We start from the raw sequence: 17882 nt of genomic DNA, 5'->3' as shown, positions 1-17882 counted from the left end.
TCTGATCAGCCCGCGCACATGGTCAGGCGGCTGTCCGGCGATCTGGACGGGACAGATCGCGGGAATCCAGCAGGTCGCCTAGGCTCATGGGATGCGCCATCAATGTCGGGTGCGGCGAATAGCCGTCGTGCCAGTATTTGGGCTCGATGATATCCCGGGCGATGCTCATCCCGAAAAACCGCCGAGGATGGGGCGATCGATTGTCCGGCCCGGCATGGAGCAGATCGCTGCGATAGAGGATGACCGTACCCTTTCGGGGCGCGGTCTGCACCAGGCGAAACCGGTGCTTGAGCGCCTCGCGGTCGCGATAGAGCTTCCACAAGGTGCGCGGGCCGAGCGAACGCAGACTGAACTGCGAATTCTTGCCCAGTAGGAAACGCAGCAAATTGGGTTGGTGCTGGTCCCATTTGGTCGAAAACACCCGATCGAGGAACTCGCCAGGCGCAAGAGAGCCTCGATCGGCTTGCCGCATGCTCCACAGTTTCTGCAAGTTGTGCAGCAGGATACGACAGTTGCACTGCAGCCGGAACAGCTCCATCAGCGCGTGGACCTGGCCGCCCTGCTTGCTCTCGGCGCCGGCGTACAGGTGCGTCCCCGGAATGAACACCGTCCCCCCTTGCTGCTCCGATACATTCTCGACCGCAGCCAGAAGGCTGATCACCCCGCTTGGGTCGCGGTGGATATACTGGTGCGATGAGCCCAGATAGCTGGTCAGCGTGATGACCTCGAGAAGCGGACGCGTCCGACCGCAATATTCGGTGAGCACCCCTTCGAGACGCTGGCACAGGCTGGCGGCAAAGTCGGTCACAGGCGGTGTCGAGGGCAGCGAGCAGAAGTCCCTGCGCTTGTAGCGGTTGTCGGTTTCGCTGGCGAAGGTGCATTGGTTGCGATCGGGATCGTCGATGGTTTGGCGGATGAGTTGCAAGCCGGCATCTGCCTCGTCATCCGACAGCAGATTGGTCAGGATAACCAGTCCGTGCGTATCCATCATCGCCAGCGCCTGCTGGACGCAATGATCGGTAAGCCTGCCGTTATGATCCAGGACAGCGGGCACCTCGAACGCGGACGTATCGCTGGAAACCTCAAGTTTGTTCATGCCAATCCGCCTTAGATCGCTCCGACATTCGCTGGGCGGCCCGCCGTCGTTCACCGGAATGCGCCGCTGCTCTGCAGAAGTTTGGGCCTTTCCGGCTAGATGCCGCAGAATTTTCAAATTCGGGTTAACGGCAGCAGAACGCCGGGCAGTGGCCGGCCGTTTGCAACTGAGCGCTTAGGCTTGGCCGTGGCTCGGCGGCGATATTGAACTGCCACGTGATCGGCCTGTTCGCAGATCTGCCGTTCGATTTCGTCGCGCCGCTCCATATTGCCCTTTGCCCTGCTTGCCCCTACATGCCGCGACCATGGCCGACACGCTGATCTTTGCAATCCCCAAGGGGCGAATCCTCGATGATGCGCTGCCCGCGCTGGCGCGGGTGGGGATCGAGCCTGCGCGCGAGTTCCACGATCCCAAGAACCGCTCGCTGCGCTTTGCCACCAACCGCGCCGACATGGACATCATCCGCGTGCGCGCATTCGATGTCGCGACCTTTGTCGCACATGGCGCGGCGCAGATCGGCATCGTCGGCTCCGACGTGATCGACGAGTTCGATTATTCGGACCTTTATGCGCCGGTGGATCTCAATTTCGGCCATTGCCGCCTGTCGGTGGCAGAGCCCGTCGACGAGGCCGGCGAGCGCCAGCCGCGCCCGTCGCATATCCGCGTCGCGACCAAATATCCCAACATCACCCGCCGCCATTTCGAGCGGCAGGGCGTGCAGGCCGAGTGCGTCAAGCTGAACGGCGCGATGGAGCTCGCCCCCTCGCTGGGCCTGGCGCGGCAGATCGTCGATCTGGTGGAATCGGGCCGGACGCTCAAGGACAACGGTCTGGTCGAAACCGAAGTGATCACCAAGGTGTCGGCACGGCTGATCATAAACCGCGCAGCGCTCAAGAAGGATCACGCGCGGATTGGTCCGTTGATGTCCGCGTTCCGCGATCTCGCCGCCGAGCAGAGGCAGGCGGCATGACGCTGCGGCTTTCCACCCGCGACACCGACTTCGCCAAGGCCTTCGACCGGCTGGTGCGCGGACGGCGCGAAAGCGACAGCGAGGTCAGCCGCGACGTCACCGCGATCATCGCCGATGTGAAGGCGCGCGGCGATGCGGCACTGATCGACTACACCGCGCGTTTCGACAACCACAACCTTGGTGGCGGCGGCTGGAGCATCGGCAAGGAAGAGTGCGCCGCGGCCTATGCTGCGCTGAGCGAGGAGCTGCGCACCGCGCTCGATCTCGCCGCGACCCGCATCCGCGCCTATCACGAAGCGCAGTTGCCCGAAAACCGCGATTACACCGATGCCGCAGGCGTCCGCCTCGGCGCGCGCTGGACCGCGGTCGATGCGGCAGGGCTTTATGTTCCCGGAGGCCGCGCGGCATATCCATCCTCGCTGCTGATGAACGCGATCCCCGCCAAGGTGGCAGGCGTCGAGCGGCTGGTCGTCGTCACGCCCACGCCCCAGGGGATCATCAACCCGCTGGTGCTCGCCGCCGCGCATCTCGCTGGCGTCGATGAAATCTGGCGCATCGGCGGCGCACAGGCCGTTGCCGCATTGGCCTATGGCACCGAGACCATCCGCGCGGTCGATGTCATCACCGGCCCGGGCAATGCCTGGGTCGCCGAAGCCAAGCGCCAGCTGTACGGCGTGGTCGGCATCGACATGGTCGCCGGCCCCTCCGAGATCGTTGTCGTCGCCGACGCACAGAACGATCCCGAATGGATCGCCGCCGACCTGCTCAGCCAGTCCGAGCACGACCCGACCAGCCAGTCGATCCTGTTCACCGATGACGCGGGCTTTGCTGATATCGTCGCGGACACCGTCGGCGTCCAGCTCGCCCAGCTGTCGACCGAGAAGGTCGCGACAAAGGCGTGGGAAACCAATGGCGCGATCATCGTCGTCGACAGCCTCGAAGACGCGATGCCGCTGGTCAACCGGCTCGCCGTCGAGCATCTCGAGCTCGCGGTCGATGACCCCGAAATGCTGTTCGCCAAGGTGCGCCACGCCGGATCGGTGTTCCTGGGCCGGCTGACCCCTGAGGCCGTCGGCGATTATGTCGCCGGGCCCAACCATGTGCTGCCCACCGGGCGGCGCGCACGTTTTTCTTCGGGGCTGTCGGTCCTAGATTTCATGAAGCGCACCAGCTTTATCGAGCTGGGCCGCGAAGGCCTGCAGGCGATCGGCCCGGCGGCGGTGGCGCTCGCCGAGATGGAGGGCCTGCCCGCGCACGCCGACAGCGTCCGGCGCCGCCTGACATGATGGAACAGTTATGAACGCAAAATCCCAATCCCGTTCCGCCGCCCGGCTTGCTGCCGTCCAAGCGCTCTATCAGCACACGATGGAGGAAATCCCGATCCCGCAGCTGCTGCACGAGTTCCACATGCACCGGCTGGGCGAGGAAATCGACGAAGAGCAGTTTGCCGAAGCCGATGTGGCGTTCTTCGACGATGTCGTAGAGGGCACCACCGCGCGGCTGGCGGAGATCGACGCTCTGATCGAGGCCAAGCTCGCCAGCGGCTGGTCGCTCGCCCGGCTCGACCGCACGCTGCACCAGATCTTGCGCGCAGGCACCTATGAGCTGCTGGCGCGGCGCGATGTGCCGGTGGGCAGCGTGATCAACGAATATCTCGATGTCGCGCACGCATTCTTCGACGCCAAGGACACGCGCTTTGCCAACGGGCTGCTCGACGCGATCGCCAAAGATGTGCGGCGCTGACGCCCATTCCCCGTCATTCCCGCGAACGCGGGAATCCCGCTTCCTTGCAATGTTAGAGCATAAGCGGGACCCCCGCCTTCGCGGGGGTGACGAAGTAAGGCACAAGCGGGAATCGTGACCACCGAACCCGCCTATGTCGAGCAACTCCGCAAGCTCGCCACCGATCCGGCAGCGCGCGGCCTCGCCGATGACGCGGCGGTGCTGACCATCGGCAAGCAATCGCTGGTGCTGACCAAGGACATGCTCGCCGAGGGCGTCCACTATTTGCCCAGCGATCCCCCTGCCGATGTCGCGTGGAAGCTGGTCGCGGTGAACGTCTCCGATCTTGCTGCCAAGGGCGCGACCCCGCTCGCCTGCCTCACCGGCCACACGCTGACCGGCGACGCCGCCTGGGACAGCGCGTTTGTCGAGGGGCTGGGCGAGGCTCTGAGCCATTACGGCATGCTGCTGATCGGCGGCGATACGATCAGCGCGCCTGCAGGCGCGCCGCGCGTGCTGTCGCTGACCGCGATCGGCCTGCCCTCGGTGCCGGTGCCGCCTTCGCGGTCTGGCGCGCTGGCAAGCGACGGGCTGTTCGTCACCGGCACGATTGGCGATGGCTGGGCCGGGCTGCAGCTGCTGCGGGCGGGCAGGACCGAGCCCGGGTCGCTGATCTGCGCTTATCGGCGGCCACAGGCCCGGATCGCCGATGGCAGCGCGCTGGCGCAGGTTGCGCATGCGATGATGGATGTGTCCGACGGGCTGCTGATCGATGCCGCGCGGATGGCCAGCGCTTCGGGGCTTGGCGTAACGGTCGATCTGGCCAAGGTGCCGCTGTCCGAAGACTTCGTCACCGCCTTCGCTGCTGACCAGGACGCGGCGCTCTCGGCAGCCACCGGCGGCGATGATTATCAGCTGCTGTTTGCCGCTGATGCAGAGGCGCACCTGCCGGTGCCAGCGGTGCGCGTCGGGGGCTTTGCAGAGGGCTCGGGCCTCTCGATCAACTGGAACGGAATGCCGGTCGACCTGCCCGAAAAGCTCGGCTGGCTGCACGGATAAACCGCGCCCGCGTCCTAACTTTATTAAGTTGCGCGCCTTCAAACCCCGCTTATACCTATGCGCCGGGACGCTGACGTTCATGTGAAGGGCGCGGTGATCGCCGACTTGGCCGAAATGGCCTTTCGCTTTTTAGGGGGAGCGACGCATGAATGTTGTCTTGATAGCCATCGCGTGTGGGGTGGTCGCGGTTCTGTATGGAATCTTCACCAGCCGCCAGGTTCTCAGCCAGTCACCGGGCAACGCCCGAATGCAGGAAATCGGCGCCGCCATCCAGGAGGGCGCGCAGGCCTATCTCGGCCGCCAATATCGCACCATCGCCATCGTCGGTATCGTCGTGCTCGTTCTCGTCTGGGCCTTGCTCGACAAGTTCGGCAACCCCGTTTCCGCCATCGGCTTTCTGCTCGGCGCAGTGCTTTCTGGCGTTGCAGGCTATATCGGCATGAACATCTCGGTCCGCGCCAACATGCGCACCGCGCAAGCCGCGAGCGTCTCGCTGCAGGCAGGCCTGACGCTGGCCTTTCGCGCCGGGGCGATCACCGGGATGCTGGTCGCAGGTCTCGGACTGCTCGCCACCGCGGGCTATTTCTATTATCTCTACGCGATCGCCGGCCATGGCCTGAGCGATCCCGAAGACCGCAACATCGTCAACGGACTGGTCGCTCTGGCCTTCGGTGCATCGCTGATCTCGATCTTCGCGCGTCTGGGCGGCGGGATCTTCACCAAGGCGGCAGACGTTGGCGCCGATCTTGTCGGCAAGGTCGAGGCCGGTATCCCCGAGGATGACCCGCGCAACCCTGCGGTGATCGCGGATAACGTCGGCGACAATGTCGGTGACTGCGCCGGAATGGCCGCCGATCTGTTCGAGACCTATGTCGTCACCATCGGCGTCACCATGGTCGCTATCGCGCTGCTGGTGGCGGGCGACGATGCCGCGCTGCTGCCGCTGGTCGGCCTGCCGCTCGGAATCTGCGGCCTGTGCATCATCACCTCGATCATCGGCACCTATTTCGTCCGGCTGGGCTCAAGCAACTCGATCATGGGCGCGATGTACAAAGGCTTCGGCGTCACCGCGATCCTGTCCGCCATCGGGCTGTATTTCGTCACCGATGCGATCATCGGCATGGGCAGCGCCTATTCTTTGAAGCCCGAGGAAGGCGTGGTCACCCCGACCTTCACCGGCATGGACCTGTATCTGACGATGCTGGTCGGGCTTGGCGTGACGGGCCTCATCATCTGGATCACCGAATATTACACGGGTACCAATTATCGCCCGGTCCGCTCGATCGCCAAGGCATCGGAAACCGGCCACGGCACCAACGTCATCCAGGGTCTGGCGATCAGCCTCGAGGCGACCGCCCTGCCCACCTTGCTGATCGTCGTCGCGGTGATCGTCGCGCACCAGTTGGCAGGCGTGGTCGGCATCGCCTTTGCCGCGACCGCAATGCTGGCGCTGGCCGGAATGGTCGTCGCGCTCGACGCTTATGGTCCGGTGACCGACAACGCAGGCGGCATAGCCGAGATGGCGGGGCTGCCCGACAGCGTGCGCGAAAAGACCGATGCGCTCGATGCTGTCGGCAACACCACCAAGGCGGTGACCAAGGGCTATGCAATCGGTTCGGCAGGCCTCGCCGCGCTGGTGCTGTTCGGGGCGTACACGACCGATCTCAGGGAGTTCTTCCCTGACGTGCCAGTCGATTTCTCGCTCTCCAACCCGTACGTCATCGTCGGGCTGCTGCTGGGTGCACTGCTGCCCTATCTTTTCGGCGCGATGGGGATGACCGCAGTGGGCCGCGCGGCGGGCGCGGTGGTCGAGGAAGTGCGCGAGCAGTTCCGCACCAATCCCGGCATCATGCTGGGCACCTCGAAGCCCGATTACGCCCGCACCGTCGATCTGGTCACCAAGGCGGCGATCAAAGAGATGATCATCCCCTCGCTGCTGCCGGTACTCGCGCCGATCGTGGTCTATTACGTCATCACCGCTGTGGCGGGCCAGGCCAACGGCTTTGCCGCGCTGGGCGCTTTGCTGCTGGGCGTGATCGTCTCGGGCCTGTTCGTCGCCTTGTCGATGACCAGCGGCGGCGGCGCGTGGGACAACGCCAAGAAGTATATCGAGGACGGCCATCATGGCGGCAAGGGGTCCGACGCGCACAAGGCTGCGGTCACCGGCGACACCGTGGGTGATCCCTACAAGGACACCGCTGGCCCTGCGGTCAACCCGATGATCAAGATCACCAACATCGTCGCGCTGTTGCTGCTTGCGGCACTTGCGGCGGGCTGAACCTTGCGCTAGCCTAGTTCACTGAACGACAACTCGGCCCGCCGGAGTCTTCCGGCGGGCCTTTTCTTGCGCAGTTCCCTTTTCTTGCGCATTGCCGGCCTGCAACAGTGGCTGCATAATCTTAACGGGTTAACCACGCGGCTTAATCTGTTGTTTCGATCTGCCGTCCTATAGCGTCACCAGCGGCTGATGAGGGATCGCGTCGCTGACGGGAACGCAACTGCGCATGGATCAAGGCATGACCATGGGGGCCCCTGCCGCCGCTGTCGCGGTGAGGGATGCTCTACGCCTGACCGTGCTCGATCCGGTATCGCTGGACGAGGCATTCGTCGCCGCCTGGCGCCGCCTCGCCGATCATGCCAGCGAACCCAACGTCTTCCACGCGCCCGAATTCCTGATCCCCGCGATCCGCCATTGCGATACGCTGCACCGCGCGAAGTTGCTGACGCTGCATGTCGATGGACAGCTGTGCGGTGTGATGCCGCTGGCCGCCGAGCAATTTTATGGCCGCTGGCCGGTGCCGCACACGCAGAACTGGCGCCACCCCAACTGCTTCCTGGGCACGCCTCTGGTGCGACCGGGGCATGAGAGCGCATTCTGGCAGGCGCTGCTCGGCGATCTCGACCGCAAGCCCTCAGCCGGGCTGTTCCTGCATCTGCACGGCATCGCCACCGATGGACCGGTCTACGCCGCGCTCGAACAGCTGTGCGTGCGCCAGAAGCGCGCGTGCGCGATCGTGCTCGCCGAAGAACGCGCGATGCTGGCCACCGATCTTGCGGGACCTGCCTATTACGAGCAGGTCGTGCGCAAGAAGAAGCGCAAGGAGCTGGCCCGGTTGCGCAACCGGCTGGCCGAGCTCGGCGCGATCGCAACCGTCGAGGGGTGCGAGTCCGGCGGGCTGGATGCCTGGCTCGATGAGTTTCTCGCGCTCGAACAATCGGGGTGGAAGGGCCGCAACGGCTCCGCGCTCGCCGACATGCCCGAGACACGCGGGTTGTTCCTGGAAGCGACCCACGCGGCGCACGAGGCTGGCAGGCTGCATCTTGTCGCAATGCGGCTCGACGGGCGGTCGATCGCAATGCTGGTCAATTTCCTCAGCCCGCCCGGCGGCTTTTCATTCAAGACCGCCTTTGCCGAGGAATATGCCCGCTTTTCCCCCGGCGTGCTGCTGCAGATCGACAATCTCGATATCCTCGGCCAAAACGGTCTGGCATGGATGGACAGCTGCGCCGCCGAGGGCCATCCGATGATCGACAGCCTGTGGGCCGAGCGCCGCCACGTCGCCCGCGTGTCGGTCGCGCTCAAGGGCTATGGCCGCCCTGCCCTGTTCGGGCTGTTCCGTCAGGGCGAACGCTATATGGACCGCCGCCGCGCGCGTGCCGCAGGCGAGCCAGCACCTTCCCCTTCGGTGGAGAACGACGATGACTGACCAGCCCCATGCGGACCATTTTGCCGATGCCCTGACCAGCGCGGTGTTCACCGCCGACGCCAAGGCGCGTTTCGCGCTGTGCTACCCTGAGACGCCGCATCTGCTGAGCCACTGCCTGCTGCAGCACCCGTTGCTCGAACTCGAAGCGCTGGCGAAGCTGGGCGAGCAGCTGCCCGAAAAGTCGCTCGAGTATAACCGCGGTGACCTGCCCATCGGTATCCGTCCCGAAGACGTGCCATCGAACGGCATGTCGATCGGCGAGACGATCCGCAGCATCGACAGCGCCAACAGCTGGTGCGTGCTCAAGAACATCGAGCAGGTCCCGGCCTATCGCGACCTGTTGCTGGCGCTGCTGGGTGAGCTCGAGGACGTCACCAGCGCGACCACCGGGGAGATGCTGCGCCCCGAGGGCTTCATCTTCGTCTCCTCGCCCGGATCGATGACGCCCTATCACTTCGATCCCGAGCACAACATCCTGCTGCAGCTGCGCGGATGGAAGACGATGACGGTGTTTCCGGCAGGCGACCCGCGCTTTGCCGCGCCGCAAGCGCACGAAGCCTATCACTCGGGCGGCGGACCGCGCAATCTGCCGTGGGACGATGGCTTTGCCGCGCACGGCACCGACTACCGGCTCAACCCCGGCCAGGCGATCTTCGTCCCCGTGATGGCGCCGCATTACGTGCGCAACGGCGACATGCCCTCGATCTCGCTATCGATCACCTGGCGCTCGGAGTGGAGCTATGCCGAGACCGATGCGCACGCGATGAACGCGGTGCTGCGCAAATTCGGCCTCAACCCCGCTCCGCCGCGGCGCTATCCGGTCAACAACGCCGCAAAGTCGTTCGGCTATCGCGCGCTGCGCAAGCTAGGGCTTGGCTGAGACGGCAGCATTCAACCGAACAGCCCTGCCAGATCCTTCTTCAAGATCTTGCCGTTGGCGTTCCTCGGCAGTGTCTCGTGGCAGAATACGATCCGCACCGGCACCTTGAACGCGGCCAGTCGTTCGCGAACCCAGGCCTGCAGTTCGGCCTCGGTCGCTTTGGTGCCCGGAGCGAGGTGGACGACCGCAGCGGGTTCCTCGCCCAGCGTGCGGTGCGGCAGGCCGATCAGCGCGGCATCGGTGACCGCAGGGTGATCGTAAAGCGCGTTCTCGACCTCGGACGAATAGATGTTTTCGCCGCCGCGGATGATCATGTCCTTGGCGCGATCGACGATGTAGCAGAAGCCTTCCTCATCGAGCCGCGCAAGATCGCCGGTGCGCACCCAGCCGTTCACGAACGTCGCTGCCGTGGCTTCGGGCTTGTTCCAATAGCCTTTGACGATCTGCGGCCCCCGCGCCCACAGTTCGCCCACCTGCCCCACCGGCATCTCGGTCACGCCATCGCCGTCCATGATCTTGAGGTCGCTCACCGGCACCGCCGGGCCGCAGCTGTCGGGGCGATTGAGATAGTCCTCGGCGGCATGGCTGGTCACCGTTGCCATCGTCTCGGTCATGCCCCAGCCATTGCCGGGCAGCGCGCCGAACACTTCGCGGATCTTGCGGACCAGTTCGGGCGCCGATGGCGCGCCGCCATAGGAAATCGCCTTGAGCGAGCTGAGGTCGTATTTGTCGCGGTCGGGGTGCTCGATCAGCTGCCAGGCGATCGTCGGGACGCCGCCGGTTGCGGTCACCCGCTCGCGCTCGATGATCTCGAAGGCCTTCACCGTATCCCATTTGTGCATGAACACCATCGTCGATCCACCGAACATGATGCCGGTCATGCCGGCGCTGCACGCGGTGACGTGGAACAGCGGAATCACGGTCAGCATCACCGAAGCCTCGGGCGCAGGCGGCGCCTCACCCCGGCGCAGACAGGCGCGCACCCCCGCATAAGCGGTGGTCAGGATGTTGGTGGTCATGTTGCGGTGGCTGCCCAGCGCGCCCTTGGGGTTGCCGGTGGTGCCCGAGGTGTAGAAGATCGTTGCGGCGTCGTCGGGAGCGATGGCGACTGCCGGCAGGTCGGCGGACCCCAGCGCGCCATAGTCGTTGGGCGAGCCGATCACGTCCTCCAGCCGCCGCGCCGCTTCGGGCAGCGCACCGGTGCTGCGGTTGATCAGCATCGCCTCGAGCGCGCCAAGCTCGCCAAGGTGCGGCGTGATCCGGTCGAGCCTTTCGGCATCGGCGATCAGCAGCTTCGCGCCTGAATCGGCCAGACCATAAGCCAGTTCGGCCCCGGTCCACCACGCGTTGAGCGGCACCGCGATCGCGCCGATGCTGACGATCGCAAAGAACGCCACCGGCCATTCGGGCAGGTTGCGCATCGCCAACGCCACCCGGTCACCCTTGCCGATGCCCGACTGCTGCAGATGGCGTGCCAGCGCAGCGGTGGCACGGAACCAGTTCTCGTAAGTGACCCGTTCGTCCTCATAGACCAGGAACGTGCGTTCGCCGTGCGCGCGCGCGGCCAGCGCCAGCGCGGCCAGGCTGGGCGGCGCATTCTTCCAGCAGCGGGTGGCGATACCGTCGATGTCGACCGTTTCCATCTCGAACGGCTGGCCGGGGGCACACAGCATCGCCTCGATCTGCGGCAGCGCCATCGCCGGCCAGCCCGCAGGCGGCGCCCAGTCATCGGGGTGCTGGATTTCGGGCGCAGCTACAGCTTCCGTTAGCGTCATGTCAGGGCAATCCTCTCGAGCGTCTTTTTGTCTGGCCACAACACTATGCAAATGATCGCGCGGCGCAATCTTTGAATTGCTGGATCGGTTCTGAGGCTTGCGCGTTACATCATGTTGTCGAGACCGGGTGATTATAACATACATTAATTTACTGATTTTACTGGATAAATAGTCGCAAACCCGTAAACCGTGCTCGCCGAGTATGAATTTTGAAGTTATTTTTTAGGATTCTGCGGCCCTCTCCCGCAGGCTCCTTGCCGCAGGAGTCCCAAGCTTGTTCGACAGTTGTTTCGTTGCACGTCTTAAGCGCTATCTCGATCTGACACCGACCGAGCGTGACGCTATCGCTCAGCTTGAGCGCGATCCCAAAAGCTACCCGGCAGGCAGCGTTCTTTGGAACGAGGGCGACGACGTTTCAGAGCTGTTGATCGTGCACCAGGGCTGGGCGCTGTCCGAGACCCGGCTGCCCACCGGCAAGCGCCAGATCCTGCGCTTCCACTTTTCCGGCGACATGATCGGCGCATCGGGCATCGCGTTCAGCGACGCACCTTCGAGCATCGTTGCAGCAACCGATATGGTGGTGTGCCGGTTTCCCAGACTGGCGCTGGGCAAGACATTCGCCGCCCATCCGCGGCTCGCTGCGCTGTTCTTCTCGATCAGCCAGATGGAGAGCATCGACCTGTCCGATCGGTTGCGCTCGGTCGGCCGCAGCGAGGGCAAGGCCAGGCTGGCAAACCTGTTCCTTTCGATCGCGGCGCGGATGCGCGCGGTGAACGGCGATGACGATCCGGTGATCCGTATCCCGCTGACCCAGAGCGATCTTGGCGATGCGGTCGGGCTGACCCAGGTGCACGTCAACCGCCTGATCCGCCAGATGACCGAAGAGAAGCTGATCACCCGCCATCGCAGCACCGTGACCCTGGTGAACGAGCCGGGGCTGATCGCACTCGCACGGTTCGTCGATCGCTTCAGCTCGCTCGATACCCACTGGTTCCCCATCGCAAGGGCATGATCGGATGGGCAATACGCCATGTGGCCGCGTGCGACGATACCCGCTAGAAAGTACACCTGATGTCTGAACTGGATTTCCTTGCACGCGCGTTCAATCTTGGGTCGGAGACCAAAACGGATTCCGAAAGCACGCAGGATTCGCTGCTCGCGGCGCGCGATGCGTTGCTGCGCATGAACTCCGCCTTCCGCATCCTGACCGATGCGATGCCGCAGATGGTGTGGTCCACCCTGCCCAACGGATACCACGATTATTACAACGCGCGCTGGTATGAGTTTACCGGGGTGCCCACGGGATCGACCGACGGCGAGGCATGGAACGGGGTGTTCCATCCTGACGATCAGGACCATGCCTGGGGGCTCTGGCTCCACTCGCTGAGCTCTGGCGAGCCCTATGAAGTGACCTATCGCCTGCGCCACCACAGCGGCGAATACCGCTGGACGCTGGGCCGTGCGCTGCCGTTGCGCAACGAGCGCGGCGAGATCGTGCGCTGGATCGGGACATGCACCGACATCCATGAGGCCAAATTGATGGCCGAGGAAAACGAGGTGCTGAGCCGCGAGCTGAGCCATCGCATCAAGAATATCTTCGCGGTGATCAACGGACTGATCAGCATGACCGCGCGGCAGAGCCCCGAACTGAAGCCGCTTGCAGCAGAACTACAGGACCGGATCGCGTCGCTGGGCCGGGCGCACGAATTCGCCCGTCCGCACAGCGAATACTCGCGGCCGGTGGCGATCGCATCGAACCTGCACGGCCTGTTGGGCGAGATCCTGTCCGCCTATCCCGCCTTGGGCGAAGGCCGCCTAGTCATCACCGGCTACAATCCCCCGATCGACGATCGCAGCGCGACGCCGATTGCGCTGGTGTTCCACGAGCTGGCGACGAATTCGGCCAAATACGGCGCGCTGTCGGCTGAAGATGGGAGGGTTACGATCACGCTTGAGCAACAGGGCCAGGAGGTCGCGGTCAGCTGGGTGGAGTGTGATGGTCCTCAGCTTTCCGGCGAGCCGCAGAACACGGGATTTGGAACCCGGCTGGTGCAGCTCGCGATCACCCAGCAGCTGGCGGGCAGCATCGAGCGGCACTGGCTGCCCGAAGGGCTCAGGGTCGATATGAAGATTGCGGCAAGCCGGTTGCTGCGGCCCGAAGGTGCGCCGGTCTGATGGCGACGCATTGCACGCCGACAGCATCAGCTGGCGGCAGCTATGTCAGGCGTGCAGCGAATTTTTCGAGAGTATCAGGCGTTGAGCAGCATCAGGCACGGCGGCGGCGTCGGTGTGGTCTGGCCGATGCGGGCCGCAACAGCGAACTCGACCGCCTCGACAACCTGACGGCTGTCGACGGGCTTGATCATGATGCCCAGCGCGCCGGGGATGGGCTTGTCGATCTGACGGGGGTTCGCGGTAACAAAGATCACCGTGCAGCCGATTTCCTGGCCGAGCCAGGCACCGATCGAAGGGCCGGTGGCGCCATCGCACAGGTTAACATCGACGAGTGCAACGCTGGGGTTGAGCCTGGCCAACTGCATGGCGGAGGTCCAATCGTCGCCGACACCGACCACCTCGTGGCCCGCGTCCTCAAGCCCGACCTGCATGTCGAGTGCGACGAGAAATTCGTCTTCAATTATGAGGATACGGGCACTCATGATATTGGTTCTTCAAGACTTTCTATCTCTGACCACTCTGGTCGGGGTTCGTAACAATAAACAACGGGTGCGCCAGAAAGTTTCATCGGAATATTGATATATGTTAATCGAATGGCTCACTTCATCGGATTTTCGGGTCAAACTTTCCACCAATGCGCGGCGGATATCGACCAACGTGGTTACGGCTCGATTGCCGTTGGATTAATGCCGTGATAGCGCAATCCATCCGCAGGATGCGGCGCGTTGCGCCCCTCCCGCGACCTCTTTGCGACCTGGAAGGTTCACACTCATGCCGTCATTCCGCCAGACCATGCTGCTGCTCGCCAGCGCAGCGCTCGCCGCTCCGCTTGCCACCGCGCCAGCGCTCGCGCAGCCTGCAGCACAGGCGGCCCCGCAGACCGAAGATGCCCGGCTGGTCGCCCTGTTCGCTGCAGACGACGAGGCCCAGATGCAGCGCAATCCGATCGGCGGCCTGTTCCGCGGCGATCTGCGCTATGCCGACCGGCTGGGCGATTATGTGTCCGACGCCTATTATGACGGTGAACGCAAGGCGGCGGAAGCCAATCTTGCCGCGCTCGCCGGGATCGATCGGGCCAAGCTGACCGAAACCAACAAGATCGCGTACGACATCTTCACCCGCAACCAGCAGGACACGATCAAGGGTCTGTCGGCCGAATATCTGCCGCTGACCGCCGTGCGTCCGCTGAACCACTTTTTCGGCTTCCACACCTTCTACCCCAATTTCGCCTCGGGCACCGGCACCGCACCCTTCAAGACCGTGGTGGACTATGAAAACAACCTGAAGCGCCACAAGGAGTTCGTGGTGCTGCTCGACCGTTCGATCGGCCGCTTCAAGGAAGGCCAGGCCTCGGGCGTGTTCGAGACCAAGCTGACGATCCGCAACGTGATCGAACAGCTCGACACCCAGCTCAAGCAGGCGCCCGAAGAATCGCCGTATTACGGCCCGGTCACCATGTTCCCGGCCGATTTCAGCGACGCTGACAAGGCGCGGTTCACCACCGAATACCGCCGCGTAATCACGCAGGAAATCTATCCGGCCTACCAGCGGCTGCGCGATTACCTGGCCGATTCCTACCTCAAGGATGCGCGCGAAGGCGTTGGCCTCAAGTACATGAAGGGCGGCGACAAGCTGTACGCCTATCTGATCGAACAGACCACGACCCTGCCGCTCACCGCCGGTGAAGTGCACGATCTGGGGCTGAGCGAAGTCAAGCGCATCCTCACCGAGATGGAAGCGATCAAGACCGAAGTCGGGTTCAAGGGGACGCTTCCGGAGTTTTTCAATCACATCCGCACCGACGCCCAGTTCAAGCCCGACAGCCGCGAAGGCCTGACACAGCGCTATTACGACATCGGCAAGAAGGTCGATGCGGTCATCTCCACCCAGTTCAAGATCCTGCCCAAGACCCCGCTGGAAATCCGCCCCTATGAGGAATTCCGCGAGAAGTTCGAGGCGGGCGGCAGCTATCAGTCGGGCAACCCCGATGGATCGCGTCCGGGCATCTTCTACTTCAACGCCTATGACCTGCCGAGCCGCACCACCCCGGGTATCACCACGCTGTATCTGCACGAGGGTGCCCCGGGACATCATTTCCAGATCAGCCTGGCGCAGGAGAACGAGGCTTTGCCGGCGTTCATGCGCTTTGGCGGCAACACCGCCTATGTCGAGGGCTGGGCGCTGTATTCGGAGAAGCTCGGCTATCCGATGGGGCTCTATTCCGATCCGTATCAGCGTTTCGGCCATCTCGACGACGAGATGCTGCGCGCGATGCGGCTGGTGGTCGATACCGGCATCCACTCCAAGGGCTGGACCCGCGATCAGGCGATCAAGTACATGCTCGACAACTCGTCGATGGGCGAGACCGACGCCACCGCCGAGGTCGAGCGCTACATCGCGATCCCCAGCCAGGCGCTTGCCTACAAGATCGGCGCGCTGACCATCCAGCGGCTCAAGGCCAAGGCCGAAAGCGAGCTGGGCACCAGGTTCGATCCGCGCGAGTTCCACGATCAGGTGCTCAACACCGGCGCGCTGCCGATGAGCGTGCTCGAGGAGAAGATCAACCGCTGGATTGTCGCCACCAAGGGGTGAGCGGCGCTGACTGACGGGCCTTGGCGATGACCGATCCCCCGCCCTGGCGCGCCACGCCGGGCGGGGTGATGGTCGTCGTGCGCGCCACGCCGCGCGCCAGCCGCAGCCAGATTGCCGGCATCGCGCAGGACGCCGAGGGTCGCAGCGTGCTGGCGGTGCGCATCGCCGCGCCGCCATCGGAGGGCGCTGCCAACAGCGCGTTGGTCGAGCTGATCGCTGCGACCCTGCATGTCCGCAAGCGCGATGTGGCGATCCGATCGGGCCAGACCGGACGCAACAAGCAGGTCATGATTGCAGGTGATGGCCCTGCGCTGATCGCCCGGCTTGAAGCCGCATGCAGCCAATGACGCAGGGTCGCCTGAATTAACCTGGGTCAATATTATTTGCCCGGCCGCCGCATCCTGTGCTTTGCTGGCGCCGTATCTCGCGTGAGGGTGAGAGACGGGGGCGACGACGCGGGATATGGAAATCGAACATGCGGCGTGGCTGCCGCGCACGGATGACCGTGCGCCGACGCGCCTGTCCCGGATCATCCGGCGCCTGTTGCTCCTGCTCTACCGCAGCCATGGCTGGCGTGCCGAGGGGGTGGTACCCGAGCCGCGCCGCTTTATCATCATCGCTGCTCCGCACACGAGCAACTGGGATTTCCTGTACTTCCTGGGGCTGACCGCAGACCTTGGCGTCAGGGCACATTTCATGGCCAAGACCTCGCTGTTCCGTTGGCCGCTGAAAAGGTTCATGCGCAGCATGGGCGGGGTGCCGGTCGAACGCAGCTACAACCGCGGCCAGGTCCAGCAGATGGTCGAGGAATTCGCTCGCCGCGACGAGTTCATGCTGACGATCGCGCCCGAGGGCACCCGCGGCAACGTCCGTCACTGGCGCACGGGCTTCTACCAGATCGCGCTGGCCGCCCGGGTGCCGCTGGTCTGCGGGCTGATGGATTACCGCCGCAAGGTCGGCGGGCTCGGCCCCGCGATCATGCCCACCGGCGACTATGCCGAGGACATGAAAAAGATTATGGCGTTCTACAGAAGCGTGACCCCGCGCCATCCCGATCGCGCATCCACCGATATCATCGAGGACAGCCATTTGTGACCCTGCCGCTGACCGAAGCTGTCCCGTTGCTGCTGCACAATCTGGTGCTGATCTTCGGCGTGATGATCGTGCTGTGGGGCGTGGCGGTGGCGATCAGGGACGTATCGTTCATCGATGCGGTGTGGCCGATGGGCATGGTGCTGCTGGCAGCGGTGACCTTCTGGCTGAGCGGCGCGGCATCGCCCGCCTCGGCGCTGGTGCTGCTGCTCACCGCTGTGTGGGGGCTTCGGCTCGGCATCCACCTGTTCGTCCGCTGGCGGCGCAATGGGGTGGATCCGCGCTATGCCCGGATCATCGCCTCGGCGCAGCAGAAGAAGGGCTGGAGCTTTGCCCTGACCGCTCTGCTGCAGGTGTTTCTGCTGCAGGGGCCGTTGCTGTTCATGGTCTGCCTGCCCGCGCAACTCGGCATATGGCGGGGCGGAACGGTGAACGCGCTCGCCCTGCTGGGCGCCCTGGTCGCACTGGTCGGGATTGCATTCGAGACCGTCGGCGACTGGCAGCTCGAGCGTTTCCGCGCCAACCCGGCGAACAGGGGCAAGGTGCTCTCCACCGGGCTTTGGCGCTACACCCGCCACCCCAATTATTTCGGCGACGCCTGCACCTGGTGGGGCATCTGGCTGGTCGCCTTGTCCACCGGCTGGGATGTCGGCCTTGCCAGCCTGATCGGACCGCTGTTTCTCAACTTCACGCTCGTCAAGTGGAGCGGCGCGGCGATGCTTGAGCGCGGGCTCAAGAAGACGCGTCCCGAATATGCCGACTATATCGCCCGCACCTCCGCGTTCCTGCCGCAGCCGCCCAGGCGCAGCTGAGG

The 17882-nt window shown here is 64.3% G+C and carries 16 protein-coding genes; 13 read left to right on the top strand and 3 right to left on the bottom strand.

Going from position 1 to position 17882, the window contains the following annotated elements:
- Positions 1–22: 22 nt before the first annotated feature.
- A complete protein-coding gene (locus tag ACK4R0_RS13415) occupies positions 23–1096 on the bottom strand; it encodes a hypothetical protein (protein WP_409674785.1) in 1074 nt (357 codons plus the stop codon).
- 304 nt (positions 1097–1400) lie between these two features.
- Here ACK4R0_RS13415 and hisG point away from each other — a divergent pair, with 304 nt between their 5' ends.
- The 7 genes from hisG (at position 1401) to ACK4R0_RS13380 (ending at position 9434) form a co-directional block, all read left to right on the top strand.
- Complete coding sequence (hisG, locus tag ACK4R0_RS13410; protein WP_409674782.1) at positions 1401–2066, top strand: ATP phosphoribosyltransferase; 666 nt, start codon at positions 1401–1403, stop codon at positions 2064–2066.
- Positions 2063–3352, top strand: coding sequence for a histidinol dehydrogenase (gene hisD, locus ACK4R0_RS13405; RefSeq protein WP_409674780.1), 1290 nt, complete (start codon positions 2063–2065; stop codon positions 3350–3352). The genes hisG and hisD overlap by 4 nt, the downstream gene beginning before the upstream one ends.
- Positions 3353–3362: 10 nt before the next feature.
- The gene (gene nusB / locus ACK4R0_RS13400) at positions 3363–3809 is read left to right on the top strand and encodes a transcription antitermination factor NusB (protein ID WP_409674777.1); all 447 of its coding nucleotides are present in this window, start codon (positions 3363–3365) and stop codon (positions 3807–3809) included.
- A 114-nt stretch (positions 3810–3923) separates the two neighbouring features.
- Positions 3924–4847, top strand: coding sequence for a thiamine-phosphate kinase (gene thiL, locus ACK4R0_RS13395; RefSeq protein ID WP_409674774.1), 924 nt, complete (start codon positions 3924–3926; stop codon positions 4845–4847).
- Between the two features lie 145 nt (positions 4848–4992).
- The gene (locus tag ACK4R0_RS13390) at positions 4993–7125 is read left to right on the top strand and encodes a sodium-translocating pyrophosphatase (RefSeq protein ID WP_409674771.1); all 2133 of its coding nucleotides are present in this window, start codon (positions 4993–4995) and stop codon (positions 7123–7125) included.
- Positions 7126–7363: 238 nt separating this feature from the next.
- Positions 7364–8554 (top strand): GNAT family N-acetyltransferase, encoded by a 1191-nt coding sequence (locus ACK4R0_RS13385; protein WP_409674768.1) that lies wholly within the window; start codon positions 7364–7366, stop codon positions 8552–8554.
- Complete coding sequence (locus tag ACK4R0_RS13380; RefSeq protein WP_409674764.1) at positions 8547–9434, top strand: cupin-like domain-containing protein; 888 nt, start codon at positions 8547–8549, stop codon at positions 9432–9434. The genes ACK4R0_RS13385 and ACK4R0_RS13380 overlap by 8 nt, the downstream gene beginning before the upstream one ends.
- An 11-nt stretch (positions 9435–9445) precedes the next feature.
- Here the strand turns inward: ACK4R0_RS13380 and ACK4R0_RS13375 are convergent, their stop codons facing one another.
- On the bottom strand, positions 9446–11209 hold the full coding sequence (locus ACK4R0_RS13375) for a class I adenylate-forming enzyme family protein (protein ID WP_409674759.1): 1764 nt from the start codon (positions 11207–11209) through the stop codon (positions 9446–9448).
- A 274-nt stretch (positions 11210–11483) separates the two neighbouring features.
- On the opposite strand from ACK4R0_RS13375, the gene ACK4R0_RS13370 reads away from it, so the two are divergent.
- Both ACK4R0_RS13370 and ACK4R0_RS13365 read left to right on the top strand, forming a co-directional pair.
- A complete protein-coding gene (locus tag ACK4R0_RS13370; protein WP_409674756.1) occupies positions 11484–12221 on the top strand; it encodes a Crp/Fnr family transcriptional regulator in 738 nt (245 codons plus the stop codon).
- Positions 12222–12280: 59 nt separating this feature from the next.
- Positions 12281–13384, top strand: coding sequence for a sensor histidine kinase (locus ACK4R0_RS13365; RefSeq protein WP_409674753.1), 1104 nt, complete (start codon positions 12281–12283; stop codon positions 13382–13384).
- A 74-nt stretch (positions 13385–13458) separates the two neighbouring features.
- Here the strand turns inward: ACK4R0_RS13365 and ACK4R0_RS13360 are convergent, their stop codons facing one another.
- Entirely contained in the window at positions 13459–13866 is a 408-nt protein-coding gene (locus ACK4R0_RS13360) for a response regulator (protein ID WP_409674750.1), read from the bottom strand.
- 289 nt (positions 13867–14155) lie between these two features.
- On the opposite strand from ACK4R0_RS13360, the gene ACK4R0_RS13355 reads away from it, so the two are divergent.
- The 4 genes from ACK4R0_RS13355 to ACK4R0_RS13340 all read left to right on the top strand — a co-directional run bounded on the left by ACK4R0_RS13355 (position 14156) and on the right by ACK4R0_RS13340 (position 17880).
- Complete coding sequence (locus ACK4R0_RS13355) at positions 14156–15976, top strand: DUF885 domain-containing protein (protein WP_409674747.1); 1821 nt, start codon at positions 14156–14158, stop codon at positions 15974–15976.
- Positions 15977–16002: 26 nt separating this feature from the next.
- Positions 16003–16323 (top strand): DUF167 domain-containing protein, encoded by a 321-nt coding sequence (locus tag ACK4R0_RS13350; RefSeq protein ID WP_409674743.1) that lies wholly within the window; start codon positions 16003–16005, stop codon positions 16321–16323.
- Positions 16324–16438: 115 nt separating this feature from the next.
- A complete protein-coding gene (locus ACK4R0_RS13345) occupies positions 16439–17071 on the top strand; it encodes a lysophospholipid acyltransferase family protein (protein ID WP_409674740.1) in 633 nt (210 codons plus the stop codon).
- 8 nt (positions 17072–17079) lie between these two features.
- Complete coding sequence (locus ACK4R0_RS13340) at positions 17080–17880, top strand: DUF1295 domain-containing protein (RefSeq protein ID WP_409674839.1); 801 nt, start codon at positions 17080–17082, stop codon at positions 17878–17880.
- The last annotated feature ends 2 nt before the right edge of the window (positions 17881–17882 follow it).

Source organism: Blastomonas sp., assembly GCF_046294995.1.
Lineage (GTDB): Bacteria > Pseudomonadota > Alphaproteobacteria > Sphingomonadales > Sphingomonadaceae > Blastomonas.
This window is presented reverse-complemented; position numbering and strand designations above follow the sequence as displayed.